Raw genomic sequence first — 23,561 nt, forward strand, 5'->3', positions numbered from 1 at the left:
GTGTAATGGTCGGGGCGCTATGGCACAACACGTGCATTGGCAAGTGGCGCATCCTGACGATTCATATAAGCGCGTAGTTCCTCTGCCATAGTCTGCTGCGTCTCCAGCTTGGCAAGCGCAGTGGCCAACTCCAATTCGAGCGCGTGCATGCGTGCTGACGTATCGGCAGCCTGTTTCAATGCCTCGCCTGCAGCAACTTTGAGTTGTTCGGCGTGCGCGTCTTTTTCCTGAAATTGCGCTTCCAGAAGTTGACACCGCTGCTCAACCGCCTGCAATGATTCCAGTTTCTGTTCGAGCTGCCGACCATGAGATTGCTGATCGTAGAGCGCCTTTTGCGCATGCGACAGATCGGCGACCAGGCGTGCCGCCTCCTGATTGATGCGCGTAACGTCTTCCTGTTTAACGATTAATGTTTGCTGTAGCAAACGCATTTCAGATTGCAGCTGTTGCACTTGCTGTTCATGCCGGCGCTGGTCCTGGTCGCGCTGCTCCTTGACCGATTGCCTGTAATGTTCGAGGGCTTCGCGCGCATGTTGATGCTTTTCTTCGAGCGATCGTCGGTGCGCTTCATTTTCGGCCAAGCGCTCCTTGAAGTCGGCAACTTGCTGATCTGCCGTATGGCGCGCAACGGTTTCCCGCTGCAGCACCTCGCGGGTGTGACCATGTGCTGCCTGCTCTTCCTGCAGAGCACCTTCGGTACGCTTAAGTTGTGTACGCGCGATATCAAGCTCCTTTTCCAGGCCAGCCAGTGCTTCGGCCTGCAGCCGTTCTTTCTCAACGTATTCGAGGCGCAGCGCATCGATTCGTGCATCGGCTTCATCCTGTAATTGTGCAGCCAAACGCGCCACCAGATCCTGCAGCGCTTCGCTGATCGAGGCTTGGCGTCCATCGGAGCCGCCATCTTCTTCAAGTTCTTTCATATACTTGTGGATGGTGGTCTTAGAGCCAGTATTGCCAAGCGCGATGCGCACTGCATCGACCGAGGGGTTCTTGCCTTGGGCGATCAACGAATCACGCGCTTTTTTGACATCCGATTTATACAATCCGCTACGAGCCATGACCACTCCTTTAAATATCGTAATATATTACGTACCACGTAATTACATACTAATTTTCATTGAAATTCAAGTGCATTTTTTATATTGGTAGAGATTGGATAATGTATTCTTATCCGATATGATGTGAAAATTCGGTCGATTTTGTTGATGTGTGGCCGTAATGCGCCTTCGGCCTGCTACTAAAAAATTCGCCATGAGTAAAATCGACGAGTACATCCACGCCGCAACGCGCGACAACACCCGACAAAGCTATCAATCGGCCGTTCGTCATTTCGAGGTCAACTGGGGCGGCTTTCTGCCGGCGACCGCTGACAGCATTGCACGCTATTTGGCCGACCATGCGGAAACATTGGCAATCAATACGCTACGCCAGCGCTTGGCCGCACTCGCGCAGTGGCACATCGACCAAGGCTTTCCTGATCCGACCAAAGCACCGGTCGTGCGTAAAGTGTTCCGTGGCATTCAGTCGCTGCATCCAGCGCAAGAAAAACGCGCAAAGCCGCTGCAAATTGACCAATTGGGACAAGTCGTGCAATGGCTCGATGCTGCAATTACTGAGAAGCAGGCTTGCGGCGATCGCGCTGGCGAACTGCGCCACACGCGCAACAAGGCACTCCTGTTGCTTGGATTTTGGCGCGGCTTTCGTGGTGATGAACTGGCGAACCTGCAGGTTGAACATGTTGAGGTCATGCAAGGCGAAGGCATGACGTGCTACTTCCCGCAAACCAAAGGCGATCGGACCTATCAAGGCACGACCTTCAAGGCACCTGCTTTATCATGCCTATGCCCGGTTGAGGCATATACGACCTGGGTAGAAAAGGCTCATTTGAATTCGGGTTCGGTGTTTCGCGCGATTGACCGCTGGGGGCATGTCAGCGATGCCGGCATGCATACTGATAGTCTGGTGCCGCTCTTGCGGACAATATTGTCTGATGCCGGCATTGACTCGCCCGATCTATACAGCGGCCATTCTTTGCGGCGCGGTTTCGCTAACTGGGCAAGCTCAAACGGCTGGGATCTGAAAACTTTGATGGAATACGTTGGCTGGAAAAACGTGCAATCAGCCATGCGATATGTCGAAGCGTCCGACCCATTTGCCAAACACCGCATTGAACAAAATTTATCGATTTTAACTTCATGACGAGGAGAACCTAATGACGAAAAAACCATTCTGGTGGGCAGTGCTAGCTTATCTGTTGCCTACGTTTCCTCTGGGTTATTTTTGGCATTTAGTAACGTTTGCCGACCAATACCACCGCTTGGCGATGTATCGCGGCGAGGTGATCATCCCCTTAGGCTTATTATCAATGGTCATTCAAGCGTTGTTGTTTGCATGGTCTTATCCACGTTTGTTCTCAGCCTATCGAGATAAGTGGGGCCGCGGCGCCTGGGCATTTGGTGCATTCTTCGGACTCTTAGCATTTTCTTTTGCGGTACTCCCTGTGGCCGCCAAGTACAACATGTCGTCAGTGACAGACTTCCTGTTGCTTGAATCCGCGTTCACTCTTCTTCAATTCAGCATTGTGTCGCCGCTTATAGCACTCGCCTATAGAACGGATTCTGACAGTTAGCTGTTGAATTGATCAGCAGCACGTAGAGTCGAATCATTTTTCGATTCCGATTCCTCGCCAAAATGCGATGCGGTTGGCGATTTTCTTTGCTGCGTCGAGAGGATGACGATACGTCCATGCGGCATCCCGATTCGTTTGCCCATTGACCACCACGTCATAGTAATTCGCCGAACCTTTCCAATGGCATTGCGTAATTTTCTTGCTGGTCTGCAGATATTCCTGATGCACAGCTTGAATCGGAAAATAGACATTTCCCTCGACGATTTCAACTTCATTGTCCGGCGCTTCAGCGATCACAACACCGTTCCAGATAGCTTTAGGCATGGGCACTCCTGGTTTGCTCTTGTAACATTCAAATTATTTTCACGGCAACCCAGGCAATACCCGCTGCCAGTGGCAAGGTCGCAACCCATGACAACAGGATGTTGCGCAATGTTGGCCAATTCAATGAATGCGCACCGGCACCGACGCCGGCAATCGAGCCGACCGACACGTGAGTGGTCGAGACAGGCATGCCCAGATGGCTTGCGCCAAGCACAAGGGTCGCGGTGATCAGATTGGCGGCCACGCCTTGCGTATGATCCATGCGCGTGACGCGTTGGCTCATCGTGACGGCCACGCGCCTGGCAAATATCAGACCGCCCAACGCCATCGCGACAGCGATCAGCAAGATCGACATGCGTGTATCGATCAGATGCGCCGCGATCAACAGTGCTGCCAGCTTTGGCGTGTCGTTGACGCCACGTGCAAAACAGATCAGACCGGCTGACAGGATGTGGAGACGATCCAAGACCCGTGCGATGGAAAAACGGGCGACTGGTTGTGCCAGCATGTCGCATGCGGCATCCTCGGCGATGACCAGACGCGTAGCCGTGATCCGCATTGTTGCAGCGCTCGATACAGCAGCGGACGCCGGTTCACACGCCACCACGCAAGCGCAATCCCTGGCTGTCGAGCGCAGACGCATCAAACGGTCTGCGATATAACCCAGCGCAGCAGCGGCCACAGGGCTGAACAAGAGCGGCAGCATGAAGCTGCTCCAAAGCTTGGCAAACCGGACATCACCGGCACTGGATGCCAAACCGGCACCGATCAGGCCACCGATCAACGCGTGGGTGGTGGAAATCGGCAATCCGGCACGGGTCGCGATCATGACTGTCAACGCAGCGGCAATGCCAACGCTCAGGATGAATTGCGGCGCGTTGGCAATCGCGTCTGGCAACAAGCCTTTGCCGGAGAATTGCTGCACGAGTCCGTCGGCAAGAAACAGCGACAACAGGCTGCCTGCAACAGTGGCAACAGTCGCCAGCAACAATGCCTGGCGGTAGCTCAAGGTGTCCGATCCCCAGACGGTCGCAAAGCCCTTGAAATTGTCATTCGCGCCGTTGCCGAATGACAGGAACAGCGCAATGCCTATCAATAGAATTTCCATCGTTGCTCTCCTGTTTGCGTTCAGCAGCAAGCGCCGCTTGTCGTGCCACTCTGTCCGTCGAACGGCAGCGCACTGCCGCACCCCTCGAAAATGCCGTAATGGCGGCTGAAATCGCCGATGAAATCGAAATGCGCGGCAAAGCGTGTGCCATGCAACATGTACCAGGTATTGCCGCACACCGGAAACACTTTGCCGGTTTGGATATCGTGATGTTTGTCGAGTACGAAGCGGTCAGCGCTGTCCGGTATGCTGCCGCGATAGATCACAGCCTGGCCGTAGTCTTCACAGGCAGTTTCCAGTATGTCGAGTTTGAACAAGCGATAAGTGGCTGAAAAAAATTGCAGATTGCCGATACGCGTCGCCAGTTCCGGATCAGTGATCGCCAGCGGCCGGTCGTCAACCAGACGTGGGTCGGTAAATCCCTGGCGGTGTGCCAGACGCAAGAAATCATTCCAATATAAAGCGCCGCCCAGGCATTCGCCATACAGAACCGGGTCGTTGCGTACCGCATCGGGTACCCGCCGGTCCGCGTAGACGTCGGAAAAATAAAATTCGCCACCATCCTTGAGCAGACGTTGCACGCCACGCAGCACCGCGTCCTTGTCGGGCGACAGGTTGACCACGCAGTTCGACACAATCACATCGAAGCTGCCGGGTTCCAGCCCGAGTTCATCCAGGCGCTCGATATAGCCATGCAGGAAACGGACATTGTTGAAACCAAAAGATTCCGCATGGTAGGCGCGATGCTTTTCGGCCACTGCAAGCTGTTCGTCAGTCATGTCGACGCCCACCACCTCGCCAGTCGGACCAACCAGTTGCGCGAGCGCATAAACGTCACGACCGGAGCCGCAACCAAGATCGAGTACACGGCAGCCTTCCAGCAACGGCGGACACACCAGGCCGCAACCGTAATAGCGCGACAGCACTTCCGGATGGATCCGCGAGAGCAAGGGTTTCAGCCACGCCGGAATCTGGCTGATGTCGCAGCAGGCGCTGGTTTTGAGATCGTCGCTATGCTGCAACTGGCGGCCGTAATAGTCTTGAACGATATCGTGCATGATGGTCCCGATTGAAATAGTGGTGTTATTAATCAGTCGTTGCTGCGGTTCGATTTGTTACACTCGCCAAACAGATTTCGGGAGCCGGTTAATGACCCGTTGTATTCTCATCACTGAATAACCAGTTGATTTGCAGATCGATATCAATCGGAATGCTCGACAAAAGTTCGACCGATTTATCTTCGAGCAAGCCCGATTTCCGTCGTTTCTCTGCCAATTTCCACAAAGCCTTGTCGCGTTCCATCAAGAGCTGTTCAATTTGTGGTCGGAACAAGGCCAATAATGCGGTCAGCCATTTGCTGATCCGCAGCTCATGTTGCGTATGTACGGAAAAGCCGGACAGCAAACGTAATGTCGTCTCCGCGCTAAGCAGATGGTCGCCGGTCACCCATCGGTTGACGGTAAACAATGCGGTAGGCACGCCCTTGGCATCGAGCGCCACGCACAGTAGATGGATCGTGTTGGCATCCGCCGGCAGCTCTCCATTCAGGCGCTTCAGGAACTCCTGTTCGGCGTTCGGATCAACGCCCGTGCCATGCACATCCTGGCGTGCGAAGACGTGAAAATGGCCATGCTCAGCCGTCGCATCGCGGTCTTCAGGAGAATGGGAATGATAGAAAAACTGGTACCCGCCGGCATGATCGATCACATCGTCATCAGGATAATGCGCCCATTGACGGGGTACGCTGTCGTCGAGAATTTCTGACAGCAGATGCGATTTGTCGGCGGCCAACTCGGCATAACATGCGAGCAAGGCTTCAGCGGCAGACTGCATGTGGCTGATCTGCTGTGGTGTCTGATGAGCCATCGCTGCGCTCAAGTCTTTGTTATTCATATTGCCTGATTTGCTGGATGAAAGGACGCCGGGCAGGTATGACACCCGGCGCCATTCCTGTCCCGAAGAGCTTACTTTGCGCCGCACTTTGGTGCGCATTTTGGCGCGCACTTGGGAGCACACTTAGGCGCACATTTCGGAGCGCATTTTGCAGAACATTTTGCACCGCACTTGGCAGCTGCCTTGTGCTTCTTGCTCTTTTTGACAACTTTTGCAGGCGCGCATTTCGCACCGCACTTGGCGCCGTCAGGCGTGTCGCTGGCAGCAGCCGCGGGCAAGGAGAAAGTAGCGGCGGTCAGGGCGGCAATCGACAACTTCAGCATTGATTTTTTCATTAAAAACTCCAGAAAACGGGTTAAGGGATGAATCGCAAGGTGTAACACGCCAGGTCAAACACGGCATTTCGAACCATATCCGCCTGAGCTGGAGGTGTAGTCGTTCAAACTTGTCGGGTTGTTACACTGGACTGAAATTTTTCCTTAACTCTCTAATGTAGTTTGGTTACGCAGCGTATATTTTTTCGGTTGGCGCAATCAGATGCCCACGGTGAGATTGACCCAGACATCCGGCAACCAACTCAAAATCCGGGCTTCCAGCCACTTGTCGCCGCCGGTCAGGATGGCAATTCCCATCGCACCAAGCAATACTGCGAAGCCGTAGCGCACCTGTTCGATACGCGTCAGCACCCAGTCCCGCACGCGCACGAAGCCGCTGCGCGAAGCGTAGGCCACGGCTACCAGCGGCACCGCTGCGCCGAGGCCGAAGGTGCCAAGCACAAGGCCGCCCCGCGCCACGCCCCCTTCGCTGGCGACCAGCGTCAATGCTGACCCCAGCAAGGGGCCGGAGCACGGGCTCCACACCAGACCCAGCACGCCGCCGAGCAACAGCGCGCCAAACAAGGAACCGCCATCCAGTTTGGCGGAAGCGGTATTGGCCGTGCTCGCAATCGGTAACATCCATTGCGTGAAATGTTCGCCCAGTGCGGGGATCAGCATGATCAGCGCGAACGCGATCAGCATCACGGCGCCGCCGGTTCGTATCGAGTCGGCATCAATGCCCAGTGCGGGACCAAGCGCGCCCAGCAGCATGCCGATCCCGGCAAATGACGTGATCATGCCCACGCCCATGGCCACAGGCGCAAATCGGTTGCCCTGCAACGCACCACCCAACACCAGCGGCAACAGCGGAAACACGCAAGGCGATAAAGTGGTGAGGCTGCCCGCAAACAGGCTGAGACCCATTTGCGGCAGCGACAGTGTGGCAGACATCAATGCTCCTTTTTAGAGTGCCGACTTCAGCGCATTGCGGATGCCCGACGACGAGGTATCGCCTACCAGCCGCGCCACTTCTTTCTGCCCCTTCAGCACGACCAGGGTGGATTGTGCGTTAACCTTGAAGCGGCGCTTGAGTGCTTTCTCGGTGTCGTAGTTCACTACCAGCACAGTCAGATCCAGCCCTTTTTCTGCTTTCAGTTCCTGCAGCACTGCCGTTTGGGCTCGGCAAGTCGGGCACCAGTCCGCATGAAAATGCAACGCAACCGGCTTGTCGGCCTTTTGTGCCGCAGCCAGCGTAGCGGCAGTGTAAGGCTGGATGTCGAGCGCGTGTGCCATCGTTGCGGCGAGGATCAGAAGCGTCGAGAAGAGGATATGCTTGATTTTCATGATGATTTCCTTTCGCGGTGTTATTCAAATGGACGATGCATGTCACTGCTACTGTTCAATAAAACTGTTTGTGCTGATGGCATCCAACCATGTGTTCGGCAACCACTTCAAATCGGCCGGCTCGTCGATGTCATGCAGCTTGGCGTGGCTTTCGACAGTCCAACCCAATCGCCCCAAACGGCACAAGGTCTGGAACGCCACGGTGTCGGTGCTCCATGCGATATCGGTGAACATGGAGGGGTCAAAACGGTTCAGTCCCAGCAATGCATAACCGCCGTCCGCAGTCGGGAACAGCGACGCATCGGCGCGCTGCAATTCGTTGCCAGCTTGCCGCAAATGATCCACGCTCAGTTCAGGGCAATCGGTCCCGATCAGCACAACCGATTCGCCACCGTTGGTCACGCGCTGCGCTGCACGCGCCATTCGCTCGCCCAGATCGCCGTCGCACTGATCCGACCAGTGCACCGCATCCGGTATGGACAATGTTTGCCAAACCGGATCGGAGGGTGCAGGCGTCACGCACAATTCCACTGTCCCGATGTTGGCGGCAAGCGCCTTGTCCAGCGTGTGGATGAGCATGTGGCGCGCGAGGTCGGCCGCCCCTTGTGCACCGAGCGCCGGAATCAGGCGCGTCTTGGCCAGACCCGGCTGCGGCGCCTTGGCAATGATCACGATGCGGACCGGTTTCATTTGTAGGACTGCGCCAGTTGGCTGGCCGGGACACCGCACCAGTATTGAAAGCGCAAACGCCACATCAACAGAATCGTGCTCCAGACGCCGTACGTTTCCCAGCGCCGACCGGAGGTGGTCACGCAGCGGGCGATGCAGGCCGGACGCGACACCTTGCGCAAGCGCTTGGACAGTTCGATGTCTTCCATCAAAGGCTGATCCGGAAATCCGTCCACCGCATCGAATGCCGCGCGCGTGGCAAACATCGCCTGGTCGCCGGTAGCGATGCCGGTCAGGCGCGAGCGCCAATTCATCATGCGTCCGATCACGCGCAACATCATCGGACGCCCCGCGATGCAGACGTCGAAACGCCCCCAGCAATGGGTGCCGTCTGCGAGAGCCTGCTCCACCAATACCCCCGCGCCATCCGGCAAACGTGTATCCGCATGCAGAAACAGCAGCGTCGTGCCGGTGGCTGCCGCAGCACCCGTATTCATTTGGCGGGCACGACCGCGCGGCGCACGCAACACCGTGAAGCCTGCACATTGTGCGGTGTCGGCGGAACCGTCGTTACTGCCGCCATCGACGACGATGACCTCGCAACCATGTCGCTGCAGCGGCATCAGCCGTTCCAGCAACAGCGGCAACTGCTGCGCTTCATTCAATATCGGTACGATGATGGAGAGTTTCATGGCTAACCTCCTTTCCCGCTACTGGCGTTGAGCCGCCAATCGTAAGGGAGGAAATCGATGTGCATTTTGCCTGCCGCCAAACGGTTGGCCGTTTCGGCAGGCAGCCCCAGTGCCTCGCGGTACAACGCGAGAAAACCGCCGAGGCTGCTGGCACCGCGCCAGCCTTGTTCGAAGTCGCCGCGATACCATTTGAAGATGCTCGACACCTTGAGCGCGTCGTCTTCAGGCCGATTGCGGCTACGGTCCGACAGGAATTTTTGGGTTGCGTCTTCCAGTTGCGCATCCAGCCGCTCGGCCACATAGGCTTCCGGTCGCAGCGCCGGACAACCGATGCTGGCGCAATTGACGGCAAAATGAACGCGCGGCTCCTGGTAGCGGCCGGAGCCGCGGATCAAGCCCTGCTCGATGTCGTCGAGCGAGCGCGTTTCTCCCAGCAAGGGGATGAAACGTTTTTTCCACGGCGATTGCAGAAAGCTGCCTAAATCCTTGATGGAGGACACGTCCGGATACGCGCTCAATATCAACTCAACTGTCCAGGCGTTATAGGCGTTGATCAGGAACGCCAGTTGTTCCGGCTTGCTCCAGCGGTCGAAGTCAGCCCGGCCAACGCCGGAGGTCGAAGACAGGTATTGCGTCAGCGTGACGCGATCGGTTTTAAATCCTGCGTAATCCACTTGCGTCGCCTGTCCGCCGCGCAGCACGACGACGTGCTTCTTGAGCAGCGCATCCCAACCCGCATGACTAAATCCAGCCGCGTGCGATGACAGGATCACGGCGGCAAACAACAAGAAAGTTTGAACCAAGCGACGCAACATGATCAACCCCGCCTCCATGCGTGATAGCGCGACAGCCACGCCAACACGCGCTGCGGCGCATGGGCACGCTTCCATTCGCCGGCGGCGTACTTGTTCGCCTCGGCCATGGTCGGATAGGTGTGGATCGTGCCTAGGATCTTGTTGAGTCCCAGTCCATGTTTGATCGCCAGCACGAATTCGGCCAGCAAATCGCCCGCGTGTTCCCCGACGATCGTCACGCCCAGAATCCTGTCTTTGCCCGGCACGGTCAGCACCTTGACGAAGCCGTGCGCATTGCCGTCGGCGATGGCGCGGTCAAGATCGTCGATGCCGTATTTGGTGACCTCGTAGGCAATGCCTTTTTCCCTGGCATCCTGTTCATTCAATCCGACGCGTGCGACTTCCGGTTCGATGAATGTCGCCCACGGCACCACCGAATAATCGACCTTGAATTTCTTGAAGTCGCCGAACAGCGCATTGACCGCCGCATACCATGCCTGATGCGCAGCGATATGGGTGAACTGGTAAGGCCCGGCCACGTCGCCGGCGGCATAGATGTTCGGATACAGCGTTTCCAGATAATCGTTGGTCGCCACCGTGCGCTTGGTCTCAATGCCGAGCTCTTCCAGCCCATAACCGGAAAGACGCGCCACGCGGCCGACTGCGCATAACAGAGCGTCGAATTCAATGCGTTGTTCCACGCCGCCGTGTTCGACCACGATGAACTTGCGCGCGCCTTCACGTTCGCAGCGCAGCGCCGTGTGGCCGGTGAGCACCGCAACGCCGTCGCGTGCCAATGCATCGCGCGCCAGGGCGGAGACTTCCTCGTCCTCGCGCACCATGATGCGTGTGCCTTTTTCGACTTGCGTGACCCTGGAGCCGAGGCGCGCAAAGCTTTGCGCCAATTCGCAACCGATCGGCCCGCCGCCCAGCACCACCAGGCGCGCAGGCGGCGCATCCAGTTTGGCAAACTCGTCCCACAGCGTATCGCTGGTGACGTACCCGACCTCGTCCAGCCCGGGCAGCGGCGGCACAAACGGCTGCGCACCGGTGGCGATGACGATGCTGCGGGTGGTCAGCACCTGCGTGCCGCCGTCATTAAGTGTCACTTCGACTGTCCACGGATCGAGGATGCGGGCGTAGCCTTGCAGCACCTCCACGCCCAATTCGGTATAGCGCTCCACGCTATCGTGCGGCTCGACGGTGCGGATGACGTCATGCACGCGTGCCATCACCTTGCGGAAGCTGAATGCAGGCATGGTGTTTTCCAGACCGTAGTGTTCGCCGTGGCGCATCTGGTGCGCAATGCGCGCCGACTTGATGATCGCCTTGCTCGGCACGCAACCATAGTTCAGGCAATCGCCGCCCATCTTGTGCGCCTCGATCAGCGTCACTTTGGCTTTCACTGCGGCGGCGATATAGGAGGTAACCAATCCGGCAGCACCGGCACCGATTACGATCAGATTGCGGTCAAATTGTTTAGGACGATGCCACTTTGCATACACGCGACGTCGCTGGAGATAGTTCATGAGTTGTTTGGCCAGTAGTGGAAAAATGCCGAGCAGCGCAAACGACAGCAACAAGCCGGGTGACAGGATCCCGGACAGGCTCGTCAGTTTCGCCAATTGGGTTCCCGCATTGACATACACCAACGTGCCGGCCAGCATGCCGAGCTGGCTGACCCAGTAGTAAGTGCGGGTGCGGATCGGTGTCAGTCCCATCAACAGGTTGACCAGAAAGAAGGGAAACACCGGCACCAATCGCAGCGTGAACAGATACAGCGCGCCATCACGCGCCATGCCATCGTTGATCGCCTTGAGGCGTTCGCCGAAGCGCTGTTGAATCGCGTCGCGCAGCAGGTAACGCGACGTCAGAAAGGCCAGTGTCCCGCCCATGGCCGACGCGAATGACACAATCACCGTGCCGCCCAGCAGGCCGAACAAGGCGCCTGCCGCCAGTGTCATGATGACCGCGCCAGGCAAGGACAGCGCCGTGACCAGCACATAGGCCGCGAAGAAAAGCAATCCAACCAATAGCGGTGAACTTGTGCGCCATGTCTCGAACTGCCCCAGGCCTGCCTTGAGTCCATCGAGCGTCAGATAGCGATGCAAGTCCAGCGCAAAATAGGCTGCGATCAATAATGCAGCAACCAACAGGATGATGATTTTTTTCATAGGGCACCGCCGCAACTGCTGCCCTGACCGGCAGTGCAGCCGTAGCAGTGATCGGCCACGCGGATCGCGCGCCCGTCGATATCTTCGCGCAGCAGGCTGCGCAAGTGCGGACGTCCTTCACGCAGTTGCGCCATCGCTGATGCGTGCGGCAAATCCAGACCCAATTGCTGGTTGAAGTCGCAGTCGTACAGATAGCCTTGCCAGTCGACGCTGACCAGGTTACGGCACATGACATTGGCGAGATTGGCCGCTGCAAAATTTTCTTTCAGCAGGCGCATGTAATCGTTGAACTTGCCCTTGGAGATCAGCGTCGAGCCGAAGCGCTGGATCGGCATGTTCGCGATCGCAAACAACTGGTTGAACACGATGCCGAAATGGTCGAACAATTCGCGCTTGTAGTCAGCCTCCAGCTTGATTTGATCGGGCGGCAGCACCGCGCCTTGCGGGTTATAGACCAGATTGAGCGTCAAGCCCGATCCTTCCTTGCCGTAACCCAGCGCATTCAATTTCTGCAGCGCAGCGATGCTCTTGTCGAATACGCCTTCGCCCCGCTGCTTGTCCACATTGGCGAGCGAATAACAGGGCAGCGACGCGACGATCTCGACCTGCTGCTCGGTCAGGAATTCAGCCAGGTCTTCTTGTCCAGGCTCGAACAAAATGGTCAGATTGCAGCGGTCGATCACCTTGACGCCCAGCGTACGCGCTTCGCGTACCAGTTGCCGAAAACCTTCATGCAACTCCGGCGCACCGCCTGTCAAGTCGAGCGTCGTGATATCGCGAGCAGTCAGCACCGAAGGGATCAGTGTCATCGTTGTACTATCCATCATCTCGGTGCGGTTGGGACCGGCATTGACGTGGCAATGCAGGCAGGTCTGGTTGCAGCGGTAGCCGAGATTGACTTGCAGGGTGGTCAGTTGCCGGCGACGGAGTTGGGGAAACTCAGTTGCCTGCAGTAATGGTAGTGTGGCGTGCATGGCGCTCCTCTATAGTTGCAATAACGGCCACTTCATCCAATGTTTGCGGCCGCGTGATGACGGTACAGTCGTTGCGGGCAGAATATTTCTTACACTTCCAAGACAGACTCGATCGCGCGGCGGTTTTAGCTTTGAACGTCAGATAAAGCGGTAAAAATATCGCCGCCATTAAATTGATGCTCGCGCGTCACACGGCCGAACAGACCAAACTGCATCACTGTAAGAATTAGACAGCGCACAGAGTCGAAGTCTTTATGAATACGATCAAGGGGATGGGCATGAATACCGTACAGCGATTTATTTTCGATACGCTTTCACGAATCGGAACCTCAATTCTTGCGGGCAGTCTCGTGTCATGCCTGGTAATCGGACGGCTTGAGCCACTGCATATTGTGTTGATGCTGATTGGCGTCGTATTGACGGGATTCGGCTTTCCACTAATCAGAGGATCGTAATCAGGCGATCGTATGCCACTTACGAACAATTTTCATGCCGCTGTAATAAATCGAATTGCGCCAGCGACTGAAGTAATAGATACGCCGATTATCAGCAGAATATGCGGCGATGAATGCCGAATCATTATCAGGAGAGATAACATGGCAAAAGTCACTATTTATGGCACCCAATGGTGCGGGTATTGCCAAAGCGCCGAGCGGTTGTTACAACGCAAAGGCGTCACGGATATTGCCAAGATCGACGTTGATCAGGATCAGGCTGCATTCAAGGCCATGGCCGAACGCACCGGACGGCGCATGGTGCCGCAAATTTTCATCGGCGATTTACACGTAGGCGGATTCGACGACCTGTCTGCGCTGGATCGCGGCGGCCAGTTGGACAAGCTCTTGCAACAATAATCGGCCATCTGTGTAAGACGGTGTAAGAAATGGGTGCCGACCCACGACTATGTTGGCACTAGGCTGGTAAAGACGCGCAAATATCGAGTCGTGTGCGCGTTGCCTATAAATTTGGCGTGCCTCTCTTGAGGCACTATTCACAACCGTAAATAGGAGATTGACCATGAGCAGTTTCACCATGACACAAAAAACAACCGCCGCCGCACTGGCACTGGCATTTGGCGCTGCACTGACCGTCACCGCTGCCCCTGTATTGGCCGCTGACAAGATGGCTGACACAGAAAAATGTTTCGGCGTCGCATTGAAGGGCAAGAACGACTGCAAGGCTGGTGCAGGCACCACCTGCGCAGGCACATCGAAAATCGATCATCAAGGCAACGCCTGGTCGATGGTTCCAGCCGGCACTTGTGCAAAGACAGTATCCAAAACCTCGCCTACAGGATTTGGACAACTCGTCGCGTTCAAGGAAAAGAAGGCCTGATCGCCAACCGACAATAGCGGAGCGCCTGGTATGCCAACAGATCTTTCTTCCGTGCTGCCACGCAGTGGCGCTTCCGCATCTGCATCGCCCCCCGATTTGCCTGCACGCGCAGGCGTGGGGCTGAAGCCCGAACATTTCCGCGGGATTATCGACGCCCAACCAAATCTCGGTTTCTTCGAAATCCACGCCGAAAATTACCTGGTCGACGGCGGTCCTTTCCACCATTACCTGACCCGCATCCGCGAACATTATCCGCTCTCCATCCACGGCGTCGGCTTGTCGATCGGCGGCGAGGCTGCACTGGACGTAACGCACTTGGACAAACTGGCGACGCTGATCGACCGCTATGCACCGCAATCGTTTTCGGAACATCTGGCCTGGTCCAGCCATGGCGATGTGTTTCTCAACGATTTGCTGCCGCTGCCGTATGACGCACAGACGTTGCAACGCGTATGCGATCACGTCGACCAGGTGCAAACTCATCTGAAGCGCCGCATGCTGCTGGAGAACCCGGCGACTTATGTCGAGTTTGCCACGTCCACCATGGCGGAAACCGATTTCATCAATGAAGTGTTGCGCCGCACCGGTTGCGGCTTGCTGCTCGACGTGAACAACGTCTACGTTTCCTGTGTCAACCATCACCGTGATCCGCATGCCATGATCGATGCGCTGGCGCATCAAGCGGTGGGCGAGATTCACCTGGCCGGCTTTGCGGAAGAGATGGACGGCGCGGGCGACACGCTGCTGATTGACAGCCACGGCTCACCGGTCGCGCAAGCGGTCTGGCAACTGTACGAATACGCGCTGGATCGCATCGGTCCGGTCGCCACGCTGATCGAACGAGACAACGATATTCCTGCTTTCGACGTGCTGTTCGGGGAAGCTGGACAGGCTGAACTGCTGATGCAGTCCCATACCGTCCGCGAGAATGCCGCATGAGCGAGCAACAGGAATTTTTCGATGCACTGCGCGATCCCGTGCGGCCAATTCCTGCAGGGCTGACCACCTGGAACGGTTCCGATCCGGCAGTACGCTTTGCGGTGTATCGCAACAATGTGATTGTTTCACTGATCGATGCACTCGCGGATACGTATCCGGTCGCGCAGGAACTAGTCGGCGAAGAATTCTTTCGTGCGATGGCACGGCTTTATGTCGATGCCGAACCGCCCCGTTCGCGCGTGCTGGCTTTTTACGGCGCGTCGTTTCCGGACTTTATCGAACGTTTTCCGCCGGCCGCATCGGTGCCTTATCTGGCCGATGTCGCGCGGCTGGAGATGTTGCGGGTGCGCGCCTATCACGCAGCGGAATGCCCAACCCTGCCTGCCGATGCAATTGCACAATCACTGATGGACGTCGATCAATTGCCGAACATGTTGGTCGCTTTCCATCCATCTGTGGGATTGCTGCGTTCGCAGTACGCAGTCGCATCGCTCTGGGCGGCACATCAAGGCATCGCGGATATCGCCACGGTCGATCCCGAGGAGGTGGAGCACGTATTGATCGTTCGGGCACATCTCGATGTCGAGGTCGTGCGCGTATCGGCAGGCGCGGCCGATTTTATTGCGCGTTTGCTGGACGGCACAACACTGGGAAGCGCCGTCGAACAGGCCAGCCTGGCCCACGCGGATTTTGATCTGGGCAATACGCTCAGCCTGCTGCTACAGAAGCAACTCATCTCAACCATAACAACATCAAGGGAGAAATAACCATGATCTCACATCGCCAAACCGATTCCGCTGTCACATCCAAAGTGGCCGCATTGATAGAACGGCTGATTGCCACGTTCGGATGCATCCCCGATTGGCTCATCGCTGCCATCGGCCGCTTCTCGATTGCTGCCGTATTCTGGAAATCCGGTCAGACCAAGGTGCAAGGCTTCGCCATTGACCTGATCGGCGGCGAGTTTCACCTGGGTTGGCCGCGGTTATCCGATTCCGCCATTGACCTGTTCAAGACCGAATACCGCCTGCCGTTGATCCCGCCGGAATTGGCTGCGCCGATGGCCGCTTTCGCCGAGCATTTCTTCCCGGCCCTGATCCTGTTTGGGTTGGCGACACGCTTTTCCGCATTGGCCTTGCTCGGCATGACGCTGGTCATCGAGATATTCGTCTATCCGGATGCATATCCGACGCATGGAACATGGGCTGCGATCTTGCTGTATCTGATTGCCAAAGGTCCGGGCAAGGTTTCGATCGATCACTGGATTGCCCGCCGCCATCAAGCATCGTAACCACCTGACGGCCAAGGAGTCGGGCAATGGGACTGGCACTCGGCTGGCTGGGGAGGCGTCTGGCACGCTTCCTCACGCAAATCACGCATGTGCATGGAACCGGCCCGGCCACCGGGCAGGACCAATTGCTCGCATCGCTGCAACCCGGCGATGTGCTGCTGGTCGAAGGCAACAGCCGCGTCAGTACCGCAATAAAATACCTGACCCAGTCAACCTGGTCGCATGCCGCACTTTTCGTTGGCACGCACCTGGCAGGCGCAGGCGGCAATCCCGATCACTGTTTTATCGAAGCGGATATCGTGGAAGGCGTGCGCAGCGTCGGTATCGATGAATTTGCCGGCGCGCATACCCGCATTTGCCGTCCTATCGGTTTGACCGAGCTGGATTGCCGACGATTGACTGCGTTTGCGATTGCCCGTTTGGGCAATCAATACGATTTGCGCAACGTGATCGATCTCGCCCGCTATCTGCTGCCGACGCCGCCGGTGCCGTTGCGTTTTCGGCGCCGCATGCTTGCGTTGGGCAGCGGCGATCCGACCCGCGCCATTTGTTCCACACTGATCGCACAAGCATTTCAGTCGATACGATTTCCCATCTTGCCGATCACGGACACGCGCAACGCCAACCGTCCGGATTGCCCCGGCTGTATCGAAGAGATCTTGCGCGTGCGTCACCACAGCCTGTTTGCGCCACGCGATTTCGATGTCTCGCCGTATTTTCAGATCGTCAAACCGGGCATAGGGCTCGGCTTCGACTACCATGCCTTGCGTTGGGATGATGCGCCGCATGCCGACTTCAACGGCATGTCGTAGCCATCCATTGGTCGCCTGAATCAGTCGACCTTGTAGGCGGCAAATTTCTCATCAACCTGCGTGCCGAAGGCCTGATTGCTGTAGTTGCTCAACGCTTTGACCGCAGCGGCCAAAATGATGTAGAGCAAGTCGCGTTCCTGGTATCCGGCGTTCAGGAAAGCCTTGACGACTGCTTGGGATGGCTGTCCATGCTTGGCAACCATTTCAACAGCCATTGCTGCCAGCGCAGCGAGCTTTGCATCCGGGATCGGCTGCTGTGCACGGATCGCCTGCAGCACATCCTTGGGCACGCCCGACATCTTGTCGGCAATCATGCTGTGGGCGGCGGTGCAGTAATTACAACCGTTGTATTGGCTGATGACGAGGAACACGACTTCCTGCTCGACCGGGGTCAGGCCAGATTCGCTGCGGAACAAAGCGTACCCATGCAAATACGTGCTCAGCACAGCGGGCGCGTTGGCCATGTTGGCGTACATGTTGGGAATGAAGCCGACTTGCTTCAGCGCGACGTCGAGTACTTCTTTTTGTTTGCCCTGTGCGCTGGCGTGATCGACGGGAGCAAGATGGTGAATGATGACATTTGACATGATTATTTCTCCTGAAAAAGGTGCGATGCAAATTCTGCATACGAAGGGAAATTCCTCCGGATTCGCTGCGTCATGAAAAATGGTATTCCGGATCGATAGCTGAAGGTGAACCGTGCGTCTCGTTCTATTGTCCGCACGTCTCGAATCGGGATGGGCGTGGTGTCGCGCGGCGCGTGGCCGGCACTAGGGGCTGCGTGTATTCAGCACGGCAGATTATTCGTCGGCGGCCAGGGCATTAATCATTGGGCAACCGCAACTGCCATCGGTATGCGCACAGGCTTCGATAAAACTGCGCAAGCTGGATTCGATGGTCGCCAGGTCGGCGATCTTTTGCCGGACCAATGCCAGCTTCTGCTCAGCCAGCGATTTGGTTTCGGCACAATGCGTCCCATCGTCCAATGCCAGCAGCGATGACACTTCTTCCAATGCAAAACCAAGCCGCTGTGCGCGCTTGATAAAGCGCAAGCGTCGCAATGCATCCCGTCCATAACGTCGGATGCTGCCGTAGGCACGCTCCGGCGCCGACAACAAACCGATCCGGTGGTAATAACGGACTGTTTCCACATTGACATCGACAGTTCTGGCCAACTGGCCGACCGTAAAATTTTTCTCATCCATCGCAAAAATCTCCTTGAGTCCGTACCTGACTCCGCACCTATGCTTAGTCTACTCTTAATTGTTATGAAGGATACGGCACATGGCAAACAGCAATAAAACAGACTCCGCTCCACTGGCGATCGGCGGCTTGGCGGCGATCCTCGCGTCCACCTGCTGCCTTGGTCCGCTGGTGTTGGTGGCGCTCGGCTTCAGCGGTGCGTGGATCGGCAACCTGACAGCGCTGGAGCCGTACCGCCCGATCTTCATCGGTACCGCACTGGTGGCAATGTTCTTCGCCTGGCGGCGCATTTTTCGGCCGGTACAGGCGTGCAAACCGGGGGAAGTCTGCGCGATCCCGCAAGTACGGACCACTTACAAACTCATTTTCTGGATCGTGACCGTGCTGGTCGTTATCGCGCTCGGATTTCCCTACGTCCTTCCATTTTTCTATTGATCAGGAGTTCACCATGAAGAAACTGTTTGTTGCCCTCGTAATTGCCACCGCCGTCGGCTCCACTTGGGCCGCCATACAGACAACCACCTTATCGGTGCCTGGTATGACTTGCGCGGCCTGTCCGATCACGGTCAAGAAAGCGCTCTCCAGGGTTGAAGGCGTCAGCAAGATTGAGGTGAGTTATGACAAGCGTGAAGCAGTTGTCACCTTCGATAATGCCAGAACCAACATACAGAAGCTGACCAAGGCAACCGAGGATGCGGGTTATCCATCCAGCGTCAAACACTGAGCACTAGACAAGATTCAGGAGCGACACCATGGGACTAATCACACGCCTTGCCGATAAGGCCGGCGCCCTCGGCAGCATCGTCTCCGCGATGGGTTGCGCTGCCTGCTTTCCAGCCATCGCCAGTTTCGGCGCAGCCATCGGGCTAGGCTTTCTGAGTGAATACGAGGGGCTGTTCATCTCCAGGCTGTTGCCGTTGTTTGCCGCCATCGCCTAGCTGGCGAACGCGTTGGGCTGGCTGAGTCATCGGCAATGGCACCGCAGCGTGCTCGGCATGATCGGGCCATCCATGGTGCTGGCGGCGACAGTTTGGTTTCTCGGCAACTGGTGGACGGCCAACCTGATGTACATCGGCCTGGCGCTCATGGTCGGAGTATCGATCTGGGATGTCATCTCACCGGCAAACCGGCGTTGCGGCCCTGACGGTTGCGAACTGCCGGCGAAACGCGGTTGACGGCATGAGCCGTTACCGACGTAAATAAAAGGAATGAATTCATGGCTGACTTAAAGATTACCGGCATGACCTGCGACTCATGCGCGACGCACGTTAAAGATGTCTTGGAAAAAGTGCCCGGCGTACAGTCGGCGGTTGTCTCTTATGCGAAGGGCAGCGCGCATCTCGCCATCGAGCCCGGTACCCGATTGGAGGCGCTCACGGCCGCCGTAGCCGGACTAGGCTATCGCGCCACGCTCATCGATGCCCCGCCAGTTTCGACGCGTGGTGTTTTGCTCGACAAAACACTGGGGCAGCTGGAAGGAAACGACAAATCTGATCACGACGTACTGCATATCGCTGTCATCGGTAGCGGCGGCGCTGCAATGGCGGCGGCGCTGAAAGCTGTTGCTCAAGGTGCACGCGTCACGCTGGTTGAGCGCGGCACTATCGGCGGCACCTGCGTCAACATCGGCTGCGTGCCATCCAAAATCATGATCCGTGCAGCACATATCGCCCATTTGCGCCGCGAAAGCCCGTTTGACGACGGCATCGCGGCGGCTGAGCCGACGATACAGCGCAGCAAACTGCTGATCCAGCAGCAGGCGCGCGTCGAAGAACTGCGGCACGCCAAATACGAGAGCATCCTGGACGGCAATTCGGCCATCGTCGTGCTGCGTGGCGAGGCGCGTTTCAAGGATAGCCAGCACCTCATCGTGAAACTGAATGCGGGCGGCGAGCGCACGCTGGCATTTGACCGCTGCCTCATCGCCACCGGTGCCAGTCCATCCATCCCGCCTATCCCCGGCTTGAAAGACACGCCGTACTGGACCTCAACGGAAGCATTGGCCAGCGACACCATTCCCGAAAGGTTGGCCGTAATCGGCTCATCAGTGGTTGCCGTAGAACTGGCACAGGCATTTTCCCGTCTTGGCAGCAAGGTCACGATCCTGGCGCGCAGCACATTGTTCTTCCGCGAAGACCCAGCCATCGGCGAAGCGATCATGGCGGTCTTCCGCGCTGAAGGCATCGCGGTGCTGGAACATACTCAGGCCAGCCATGTGGCGTATGGGAATGGCGAATTCGTGCTCACGACGGAATACGGTGTAGTACGAGCCGACAGGCTATTGGTCGCCACCGGTCGCGCGCCCAACACGCACGAGCTGGCGCTGGAATCGGCGGGTGTTGCTGTTAACGCGCAAGGAGCCATCGTCATCGACAATGGCATGCATACAAGTAATCAGTATGTCTATGCCGCAGGCGACTGTACCGACCAACCGCAATTCGTTTATGTGGCAGCGACAGCCGGCACTCGTGCGGCCATCAATATGACAGGCGGGGATGCTGCGCTCAATTTAACCGCGATGCCGGCGGTGGTGTTCACCGATCCGCAGATCGCCACCGTCGGTGTCAGCGAGGCGGAAGCGCATCACAACGGGATCGAGACCGACAGCCGCACACTCACGCTCGACAACGTGCCGCGCGCGCTGGCCAACTTTGACACGCGTGGTTTCATCAAACTGGTCGTCGAGGCAAGTTCAGGTCGTCTGATCGGGGTGCAGGCAGTGGCCCCGGAAGCGGGCGAACTGATCCAGACCGCTGTTCTTGCCATACGCAACCGAATGACGGTGCAGGAACTGGCTGACCAGTTGTTCCCGTACCTGACAATGGTCGAGGGGCTTAAGCTTGCGGCACAAACATTTAACAAAGACATCAAGCAACTTTCCTGCTGTGCGGGGTGAGGCACTAATCTGTGACGTAATCCTTGTAATAAATAGTGCAGATCATACGACTATATTGCTGCAGGACTGACCGCTATGCCAGCGATGCCAGATCCAGACACAATAGGAGACCATTCATGCTCACAGCAAGGGTGCACCGGTACTATCCAGAAAAGAAAATCGTATGACAGATCCCAAATTAAAACCGGCCTTGCATCCCGCCAAGGCGGCGATGAAACCGACACCGGCTAAACTGCCCGGCCAGGTCGTACTGGTCATGCAAGGCGGCGGTGCGCTGGGCGCCTTTCAGGCCGGCGTGTATGAGGCAATGCATGAGGCAGGCATCGAGCCGGACTGGGTGGTCGGCACATCGATCGGCGCGATCAACGGTGCGATCATCGCCGGCAATGCGCCGGAGAACCGGCTGGCCAGATTGACGGAGTTCTGGAACATCGTTGCCAAAGGCGCTGCCGCGACCTCATGCTGGAATGCGTTTGGCTTGGGCGATCTGATGCACAAGTTGACGACGGTGTCGCAGGGCATCCCGGGATTCTTCGAGCCGAACCCGCGCTCGTGGTTGGGTGGCCACACGCCGTTGGGCATCGCAGACGCCAGCTATTACAGCACCGCGCCGTTGCGCCGGACACTGGGTGAGTTGGTGGATTTCGACCATCTCGCCAAGGGCACCACACGCTTGGCGCTCGGTGCCGTGAATGTTTGCTCGGGCCGAATGCGCTACTTCGACAGCCGAGATGACGTGCTGGGCCTTGACCATGTAATGGCCTCCGGCGCATTGCCGCCTGCATTCCCTGCCGTCATGATCGATGGCGAACCCTACTGGGACGGAGGCATCTATTCCAACACGCCAATCGAAGTCGTGATGGACGACAATCCACGACGCGATTCGGTCATCTTCGCTGCGCAATTATGGCAACAGGAAGACAAAGCGCCGCACTCGATCAACCGCGTGATGAGTCGCTACAAGGACATCCAGTACGCCAGCCGGGCAGAGAGCCACACCATGCACCAGCAGCAGATTCACCACCTGCGCCACATCGTGCGCGAACTCGGCAACCTGCTACCGGAAAAAATTCGCGCCACAACTGCTTCCCAAGAGCTGATCGACTGGGGCTGCGGCACGGTGATGCACGTCATATCCTTGCAAGCGCCGGCGCTGGAAGGTGAGGATCATACCAAGGACATCGACTTCACGCCGAATGGCATCGCGCAACGCTGGAATGCCGGTCGCAATTTTGCACGCAGCAAGATTGCATCAGCGCCGTGGGATCAACCTGTCGACCCGATTCAAGGCATTGTGGTGCATGATTGAACGCCCTCTGATAAAGTGAAGCATCATGAATTGGCATCGTCGCCCGGAATCCTGGTCATTCATCCTGCGCAAGTATCTACCGCGCTTGGCGCTCTGCAGTCTAGCATGGGAGATAGTACAGCTGCCGTTCTACAGTCTATGGGCAGAGTCGCGCTGGGAGTCGATCGCTTTTGCTGTTGCACATTGCACGGTGGGAGATGTGATGATCGGAACGGCAGCACTGGTTGTTGCGCTCGCTTTATGTCGCGTCGGCAAACCAGCCAACTGGCACAGAACGAAAGTCGGCATGTTATCGGTTGTACTCACGGTCGCCTATACCGTTTTGAGCGAGCGCATCAATCTGGCTCGGGGCAGTTGGTCCTACTCGGCATGGATGCCGGTATTGCCCTGGATCGAAGTGGGGCTGGCGCCAGTGGCGCAATGGATCATCGTGCCGACCATCGCTTGGTGGTGGGCGAACCGGTATTACGTTCTAAGGTGGCAACTCAGATGAGAATTTCTATCTCAATCATGATGATGTCTCTCTTTTTTCCGATAAGTCATTGCGTTTGGCGAGAAATTCATCGCGAGTGATTTCACCGCGTGCATACGCCTTTTCCAGAATGTCGATCGCCCGTTCCGATTGCGGTGGCGTTGCGTTCCTGCGATTGACCAACATCACCAGCGCAACAATCAAACCAATTGGTACCAGCCAAACCAATAACATGCCGAATCCCATTATTCCTCCTGCGCCACATCCCCAATCCCAAGCATGCCATGAATACATAAGATCCTCCTTCATACGCTTGATCAACGTCCTTGCATCATCCAGCTCACTGTTAATTGAGCTGGATCAAATTTATACAAACCATGCAGCAA

Annotated in this window: 29 protein-coding genes and 1 pseudogene; 15 read left to right on the forward strand and 15 right to left on the reverse strand. The window is 56.9% G+C overall.

Translation table 11 applies throughout. The features are described from left to right. Window positions 1-17 precede the first annotated feature (17 nt). The gene (locus Hfont_RS11950; RefSeq protein WP_112992639.1) at window positions 18-1,058 is read right to left on the reverse strand and encodes a DNA-binding protein; all 1,041 of its coding nucleotides are present in this window, start codon (window positions 1,056-1,058) and stop codon (window positions 18-20) included. 193 nt (window positions 1,059-1,251) lie between these two features. On the opposite strand from Hfont_RS11950, the gene Hfont_RS11955 reads away from it, so the two are divergent. Continuing rightward, on the forward strand, window positions 1,252-2,199 hold the full coding sequence (locus Hfont_RS11955; protein ID WP_112992731.1) for a site-specific integrase: 948 nt from the start codon (window positions 1,252-1,254) through the stop codon (window positions 2,197-2,199). A 13-nt stretch (window positions 2,200-2,212) separates the two neighbouring features. Next, entirely contained in the window at window positions 2,213-2,629 is a 417-nt protein-coding gene (locus Hfont_RS11960; protein ID WP_112992640.1) for a hypothetical protein, read from the forward strand. Window positions 2,630-2,662: 33 nt separating this feature from the next. Here the strand turns inward: Hfont_RS11960 and Hfont_RS11965 are convergent, their stop codons facing one another. The 4 genes from Hfont_RS11965 to Hfont_RS11980 form a co-directional block, all read right to left on the reverse strand. Continuing rightward, the gene (locus Hfont_RS11965) at window positions 2,663-2,953 is read right to left on the reverse strand and encodes a DUF427 domain-containing protein (protein ID WP_112992641.1); all 291 of its coding nucleotides are present in this window, start codon (window positions 2,951-2,953) and stop codon (window positions 2,663-2,665) included. A gap of 28 nt (window positions 2,954-2,981) precedes the next feature. Then, on the reverse strand, window positions 2,982-4,061 hold the full coding sequence (locus Hfont_RS11970; protein WP_112992642.1) for an inorganic phosphate transporter: 1,080 nt from the start codon (window positions 4,059-4,061) through the stop codon (window positions 2,982-2,984). Window positions 4,062-4,081: 20 nt separating this feature from the next. Then, on the reverse strand, window positions 4,082-5,119 hold the full coding sequence (locus tag Hfont_RS11975; protein WP_112992643.1) for a methyltransferase domain-containing protein: 1,038 nt from the start codon (window positions 5,117-5,119) through the stop codon (window positions 4,082-4,084). Between the two features lie 88 nt (window positions 5,120-5,207). Continuing rightward, window positions 5,208-5,954, reverse strand: coding sequence for a DUF6969 family protein (locus tag Hfont_RS11980; RefSeq protein ID WP_112992644.1), 747 nt, complete (start codon window positions 5,952-5,954; stop codon window positions 5,208-5,210). Window positions 5,955-6,125: 171 nt separating this feature from the next. Here Hfont_RS11980 and Hfont_RS15100 point away from each other — a divergent pair, with 171 nt between their 5' ends. Further along, on the forward strand, window positions 6,126-6,320 hold the full coding sequence (locus tag Hfont_RS15100; protein ID WP_162845927.1) for a hypothetical protein: 195 nt from the start codon (window positions 6,126-6,128) through the stop codon (window positions 6,318-6,320). Window positions 6,321-6,487: 167 nt separating this feature from the next. On the opposite strand, the gene Hfont_RS11990 is transcribed toward Hfont_RS15100, so the two are convergent. Genes Hfont_RS11990 through arsS form a run of 7 tightly spaced genes read right to left on the reverse strand, consistent with a single transcriptional unit; the run spans window position 6,488 to window position 12,918 of the window. Continuing rightward, on the reverse strand, window positions 6,488-7,222 hold the full coding sequence (locus Hfont_RS11990) for a cytochrome c biogenesis CcdA family protein (protein ID WP_112992646.1): 735 nt from the start codon (window positions 7,220-7,222) through the stop codon (window positions 6,488-6,490). 12 nt (window positions 7,223-7,234) lie between these two features. Continuing rightward, window positions 7,235-7,615, reverse strand: a complete 381-nt coding sequence (locus Hfont_RS11995) for a thioredoxin family protein (RefSeq protein WP_112992647.1) — start codon at window positions 7,613-7,615, stop codon at window positions 7,235-7,237. 48 nt (window positions 7,616-7,663) lie between these two features. Next, entirely contained in the window at window positions 7,664-8,344 is a 681-nt protein-coding gene (locus Hfont_RS12000) for a TIGR04282 family arsenosugar biosynthesis glycosyltransferase (RefSeq protein ID WP_241523095.1), read from the reverse strand. Further along, on the reverse strand, window positions 8,302-8,976 hold the full coding sequence (locus Hfont_RS12005) for a TIGR04283 family arsenosugar biosynthesis glycosyltransferase (RefSeq protein ID WP_112992649.1): 675 nt from the start codon (window positions 8,974-8,976) through the stop codon (window positions 8,302-8,304). The genes Hfont_RS12000 and Hfont_RS12005 overlap by 43 nt, the downstream gene beginning before the upstream one ends. Window positions 8,977-8,978: 2 nt before the next feature. Then, window positions 8,979-9,866 carry a DUF547 domain-containing protein gene (locus tag Hfont_RS12010; RefSeq protein WP_206604475.1) on the reverse strand — a complete coding sequence of 296 codons (888 nt, stop codon included), beginning with the start codon at window positions 9,864-9,866 and terminating at the stop codon, window positions 8,979-8,981. Continuing rightward, window positions 9,794-11,944 carry an FAD-dependent oxidoreductase gene (locus Hfont_RS12015; protein WP_112992650.1) on the reverse strand — a complete coding sequence of 717 codons (2,151 nt, stop codon included), beginning with the start codon at window positions 11,942-11,944 and terminating at the stop codon, window positions 9,794-9,796. The genes Hfont_RS12010 and Hfont_RS12015 overlap by 73 nt, the downstream gene beginning before the upstream one ends. Next, on the reverse strand, window positions 11,941-12,918 hold the full coding sequence (gene arsS / locus Hfont_RS12020; RefSeq protein ID WP_112992651.1) for an arsenosugar biosynthesis radical SAM (seleno)protein ArsS: 978 nt from the start codon (window positions 12,916-12,918) through the stop codon (window positions 11,941-11,943). Before arsS ends, Hfont_RS12015 begins: the two co-directional genes overlap by 4 nt. 596 nt (window positions 12,919-13,514) lie before the next feature. On the opposite strand from arsS, the gene grxC reads away from it, so the two are divergent. From grxC to Hfont_RS12050, 6 genes are all read left to right on the forward strand, one after another. Then, window positions 13,515-13,772 carry a glutaredoxin 3 gene (gene grxC / locus Hfont_RS12025; protein ID WP_112992652.1) on the forward strand — a complete coding sequence of 86 codons (258 nt, stop codon included), beginning with the start codon at window positions 13,515-13,517 and terminating at the stop codon, window positions 13,770-13,772. Between the two features lie 163 nt (window positions 13,773-13,935). After that, window positions 13,936-14,253, forward strand: coding sequence for a BufA1 family periplasmic bufferin-type metallophore (locus Hfont_RS12030; RefSeq protein WP_241523097.1), 318 nt, complete (start codon window positions 13,936-13,938; stop codon window positions 14,251-14,253). A gap of 30 nt (window positions 14,254-14,283) precedes the next feature. Further along, window positions 14,284-15,192, forward strand: coding sequence for an MNIO family bufferin maturase (gene bufB / locus Hfont_RS12035; RefSeq protein WP_112992653.1), 909 nt, complete (start codon window positions 14,284-14,286; stop codon window positions 15,190-15,192). After that, complete coding sequence (locus Hfont_RS12040) at window positions 15,189-15,959, forward strand: HvfC/BufC N-terminal domain-containing protein (protein WP_112992654.1); 771 nt, start codon at window positions 15,189-15,191, stop codon at window positions 15,957-15,959. The genes bufB and Hfont_RS12040 overlap by 4 nt, the downstream gene beginning before the upstream one ends. Window positions 15,960-15,961: 2 nt before the next feature. Continuing rightward, entirely contained in the window at window positions 15,962-16,483 is a 522-nt protein-coding gene (locus tag Hfont_RS12045) for a DoxX family protein (protein WP_112992655.1), read from the forward strand. 26 nt (window positions 16,484-16,509) lie between these two features. Next, complete coding sequence (locus tag Hfont_RS12050; RefSeq protein ID WP_112992656.1) at window positions 16,510-17,295, forward strand: YiiX/YebB-like N1pC/P60 family cysteine hydrolase; 786 nt, start codon at window positions 16,510-16,512, stop codon at window positions 17,293-17,295. A gap of 20 nt (window positions 17,296-17,315) precedes the next feature. Here Hfont_RS12050 and Hfont_RS12055 read toward each other — a convergent pair whose 3' ends face one another. Together Hfont_RS12055 and merR are read right to left on the reverse strand one after the other, a co-directional pair. Further along, window positions 17,316-17,882, reverse strand: a complete 567-nt coding sequence (locus Hfont_RS12055; RefSeq protein ID WP_112992657.1) for a carboxymuconolactone decarboxylase family protein — start codon at window positions 17,880-17,882, stop codon at window positions 17,316-17,318. A 213-nt stretch (window positions 17,883-18,095) separates the two neighbouring features. Further along, window positions 18,096-18,500, reverse strand: a complete 405-nt coding sequence (gene merR / locus Hfont_RS12060) for an Hg(II)-responsive transcriptional regulator (protein WP_112992658.1) — start codon at window positions 18,498-18,500, stop codon at window positions 18,096-18,098. Window positions 18,501-18,579: 79 nt separating this feature from the next. Here merR and merT point away from each other — a divergent pair, with 79 nt between their 5' ends. From merT to Hfont_RS14990, 6 genes and pseudogenes are all read left to right on the forward strand, one after another. Next, window positions 18,580-18,933 carry a mercuric ion transporter MerT gene (merT, locus tag Hfont_RS12065; RefSeq protein WP_112992659.1) on the forward strand — a complete coding sequence of 118 codons (354 nt, stop codon included), beginning with the start codon at window positions 18,580-18,582 and terminating at the stop codon, window positions 18,931-18,933. 13 nt (window positions 18,934-18,946) lie between these two features. Then, entirely contained in the window at window positions 18,947-19,222 is a 276-nt protein-coding gene (merP, locus tag Hfont_RS12070) for a mercury resistance system periplasmic binding protein MerP (protein ID WP_112992660.1), read from the forward strand. A 28-nt stretch (window positions 19,223-19,250) separates the two neighbouring features. Continuing rightward, window positions 19,251-19,673 (forward strand): annotated as a pseudogene (gene merC / locus Hfont_RS12075) (organomercurial transporter MerC). A 41-nt stretch (window positions 19,674-19,714) separates the two neighbouring features. After that, on the forward strand, window positions 19,715-21,394 hold the full coding sequence (gene merA / locus Hfont_RS12080) for a mercury(II) reductase (RefSeq protein ID WP_112992661.1): 1,680 nt from the start codon (window positions 19,715-19,717) through the stop codon (window positions 21,392-21,394). A gap of 163 nt (window positions 21,395-21,557) precedes the next feature. After that, window positions 21,558-22,703 carry a patatin-like phospholipase family protein gene (locus Hfont_RS12085; RefSeq protein ID WP_241523098.1) on the forward strand — a complete coding sequence of 382 codons (1,146 nt, stop codon included), beginning with the start codon at window positions 21,558-21,560 and terminating at the stop codon, window positions 22,701-22,703. 202 nt (window positions 22,704-22,905) lie between these two features. Continuing rightward, on the forward strand, window positions 22,906-23,196 hold the full coding sequence (locus tag Hfont_RS14990) for a hypothetical protein (protein ID WP_133467299.1): 291 nt from the start codon (window positions 22,906-22,908) through the stop codon (window positions 23,194-23,196). A gap of 15 nt (window positions 23,197-23,211) precedes the next feature. On the opposite strand, the gene Hfont_RS12095 is transcribed toward Hfont_RS14990, so the two are convergent. Further along, on the reverse strand, window positions 23,212-23,469 hold the full coding sequence (locus Hfont_RS12095; protein WP_112992663.1) for an SHOCT domain-containing protein: 258 nt from the start codon (window positions 23,467-23,469) through the stop codon (window positions 23,212-23,214). Window positions 23,470-23,561: the final 92 nt, after the last annotated feature.

The organism is Herminiimonas fonticola, from assembly GCF_003293745.1.
GTDB classification, from domain to species: Bacteria; Pseudomonadota; Gammaproteobacteria; order Burkholderiales; family Burkholderiaceae_D; genus Oxalicibacterium; species Oxalicibacterium fonticola.

What these genes read in the sequence shown, in the direction of transcription:
- merP (WP_112992660.1), top strand. Translation starts at nt 18,947, where the DNA reads ATGAAGAAACTGTTTGTTGCCCTCGTAATTGCCACCGCCGTCGGCTCC.
- Hfont_RS11965 (WP_112992641.1), bottom strand. Translation starts at nt 2,953, where the DNA reads ATGCCTAAAGCTATCTGGAACGGTGTTGTGATCGCTGAAGCGCCGGAC.
- merR (WP_112992658.1), bottom strand. Translation starts at nt 18,500, where the DNA reads ATGGATGAGAAAAATTTTACGGTCGGCCAGTTGGCCAGAACTGTCGAT.
- Hfont_RS12005 (WP_112992649.1), bottom strand. Translation starts at nt 8,976, where the DNA reads ATGAAACTCTCCATCATCGTACCGATATTGAATGAAGCGCAGCAGTTG.
- Hfont_RS11970 (WP_112992642.1), bottom strand. Translation starts at nt 4,061, where the DNA reads ATGGAAATTCTATTGATAGGCATTGCGCTGTTCCTGTCATTCGGCAAC.
- merA (WP_112992661.1), top strand. Translation starts at nt 19,715, where the DNA reads ATGGCTGACTTAAAGATTACCGGCATGACCTGCGACTCATGCGCGACG.
- Hfont_RS11955 (WP_112992731.1), top strand. Translation starts at nt 1,252, where the DNA reads ATGAGTAAAATCGACGAGTACATCCACGCCGCAACGCGCGACAACACC.
- Hfont_RS14990 (WP_133467299.1), top strand. Translation starts at nt 22,906, where the DNA reads ATGATCGGAACGGCAGCACTGGTTGTTGCGCTCGCTTTATGTCGCGTC.
- Hfont_RS11950 (WP_112992639.1), bottom strand. Translation starts at nt 1,058, where the DNA reads ATGGCTCGTAGCGGATTGTATAAATCGGATGTCAAAAAAGCGCGTGAT.
- Hfont_RS12055 (WP_112992657.1), bottom strand. Translation starts at nt 17,882, where the DNA reads ATGTCAAATGTCATCATTCACCATCTTGCTCCCGTCGATCACGCCAGC.
- grxC (WP_112992652.1), top strand. Translation starts at nt 13,515, where the DNA reads ATGGCAAAAGTCACTATTTATGGCACCCAATGGTGCGGGTATTGCCAA.
- Hfont_RS12040 (WP_112992654.1), top strand. Translation starts at nt 15,189, where the DNA reads ATGAGCGAGCAACAGGAATTTTTCGATGCACTGCGCGATCCCGTGCGG.
- Hfont_RS12045 (WP_112992655.1), top strand. Translation starts at nt 15,962, where the DNA reads ATGATCTCACATCGCCAAACCGATTCCGCTGTCACATCCAAAGTGGCC.
- Hfont_RS11975 (WP_112992643.1), bottom strand. Translation starts at nt 5,119, where the DNA reads ATGCACGATATCGTTCAAGACTATTACGGCCGCCAGTTGCAGCATAGC.
- Hfont_RS11995 (WP_112992647.1), bottom strand. Translation starts at nt 7,615, where the DNA reads ATGAAAATCAAGCATATCCTCTTCTCGACGCTTCTGATCCTCGCCGCA.
- Hfont_RS12095 (WP_112992663.1), bottom strand. Translation starts at nt 23,469, where the DNA reads ATGTATTCATGGCATGCTTGGGATTGGGGATGTGGCGCAGGAGGAATA.
- Hfont_RS11980 (WP_112992644.1), bottom strand. Translation starts at nt 5,954, where the DNA reads ATGAATAACAAAGACTTGAGCGCAGCGATGGCTCATCAGACACCACAG.
- bufB (WP_112992653.1), top strand. Translation starts at nt 14,284, where the DNA reads ATGCCAACAGATCTTTCTTCCGTGCTGCCACGCAGTGGCGCTTCCGCA.
- Hfont_RS12010 (WP_206604475.1), bottom strand. Translation starts at nt 9,866, where the DNA reads ATGGAAGCGTGCCCATGCGCCGCAGCGCGTGTTGGCGTGGCTGTCGCG.
- Hfont_RS12030 (WP_241523097.1), top strand. Translation starts at nt 13,936, where the DNA reads ATGAGCAGTTTCACCATGACACAAAAAACAACCGCCGCCGCACTGGCA.
- Hfont_RS11960 (WP_112992640.1), top strand. Translation starts at nt 2,213, where the DNA reads ATGACGAAAAAACCATTCTGGTGGGCAGTGCTAGCTTATCTGTTGCCT.
- Hfont_RS11990 (WP_112992646.1), bottom strand. Translation starts at nt 7,222, where the DNA reads ATGTCTGCCACACTGTCGCTGCCGCAAATGGGTCTCAGCCTGTTTGCG.
- Hfont_RS12050 (WP_112992656.1), top strand. Translation starts at nt 16,510, where the DNA reads ATGGGACTGGCACTCGGCTGGCTGGGGAGGCGTCTGGCACGCTTCCTC.
- Hfont_RS12015 (WP_112992650.1), bottom strand. Translation starts at nt 11,944, where the DNA reads ATGAAAAAAATCATCATCCTGTTGGTTGCTGCATTATTGATCGCAGCC.
- arsS (WP_112992651.1), bottom strand. Translation starts at nt 12,918, where the DNA reads ATGCACGCCACACTACCATTACTGCAGGCAACTGAGTTTCCCCAACTC.
- Hfont_RS12085 (WP_241523098.1), top strand. Translation starts at nt 21,558, where the DNA reads ATGACAGATCCCAAATTAAAACCGGCCTTGCATCCCGCCAAGGCGGCG.
- merT (WP_112992659.1), top strand. Translation starts at nt 18,580, where the DNA reads ATGGCAAACAGCAATAAAACAGACTCCGCTCCACTGGCGATCGGCGGC.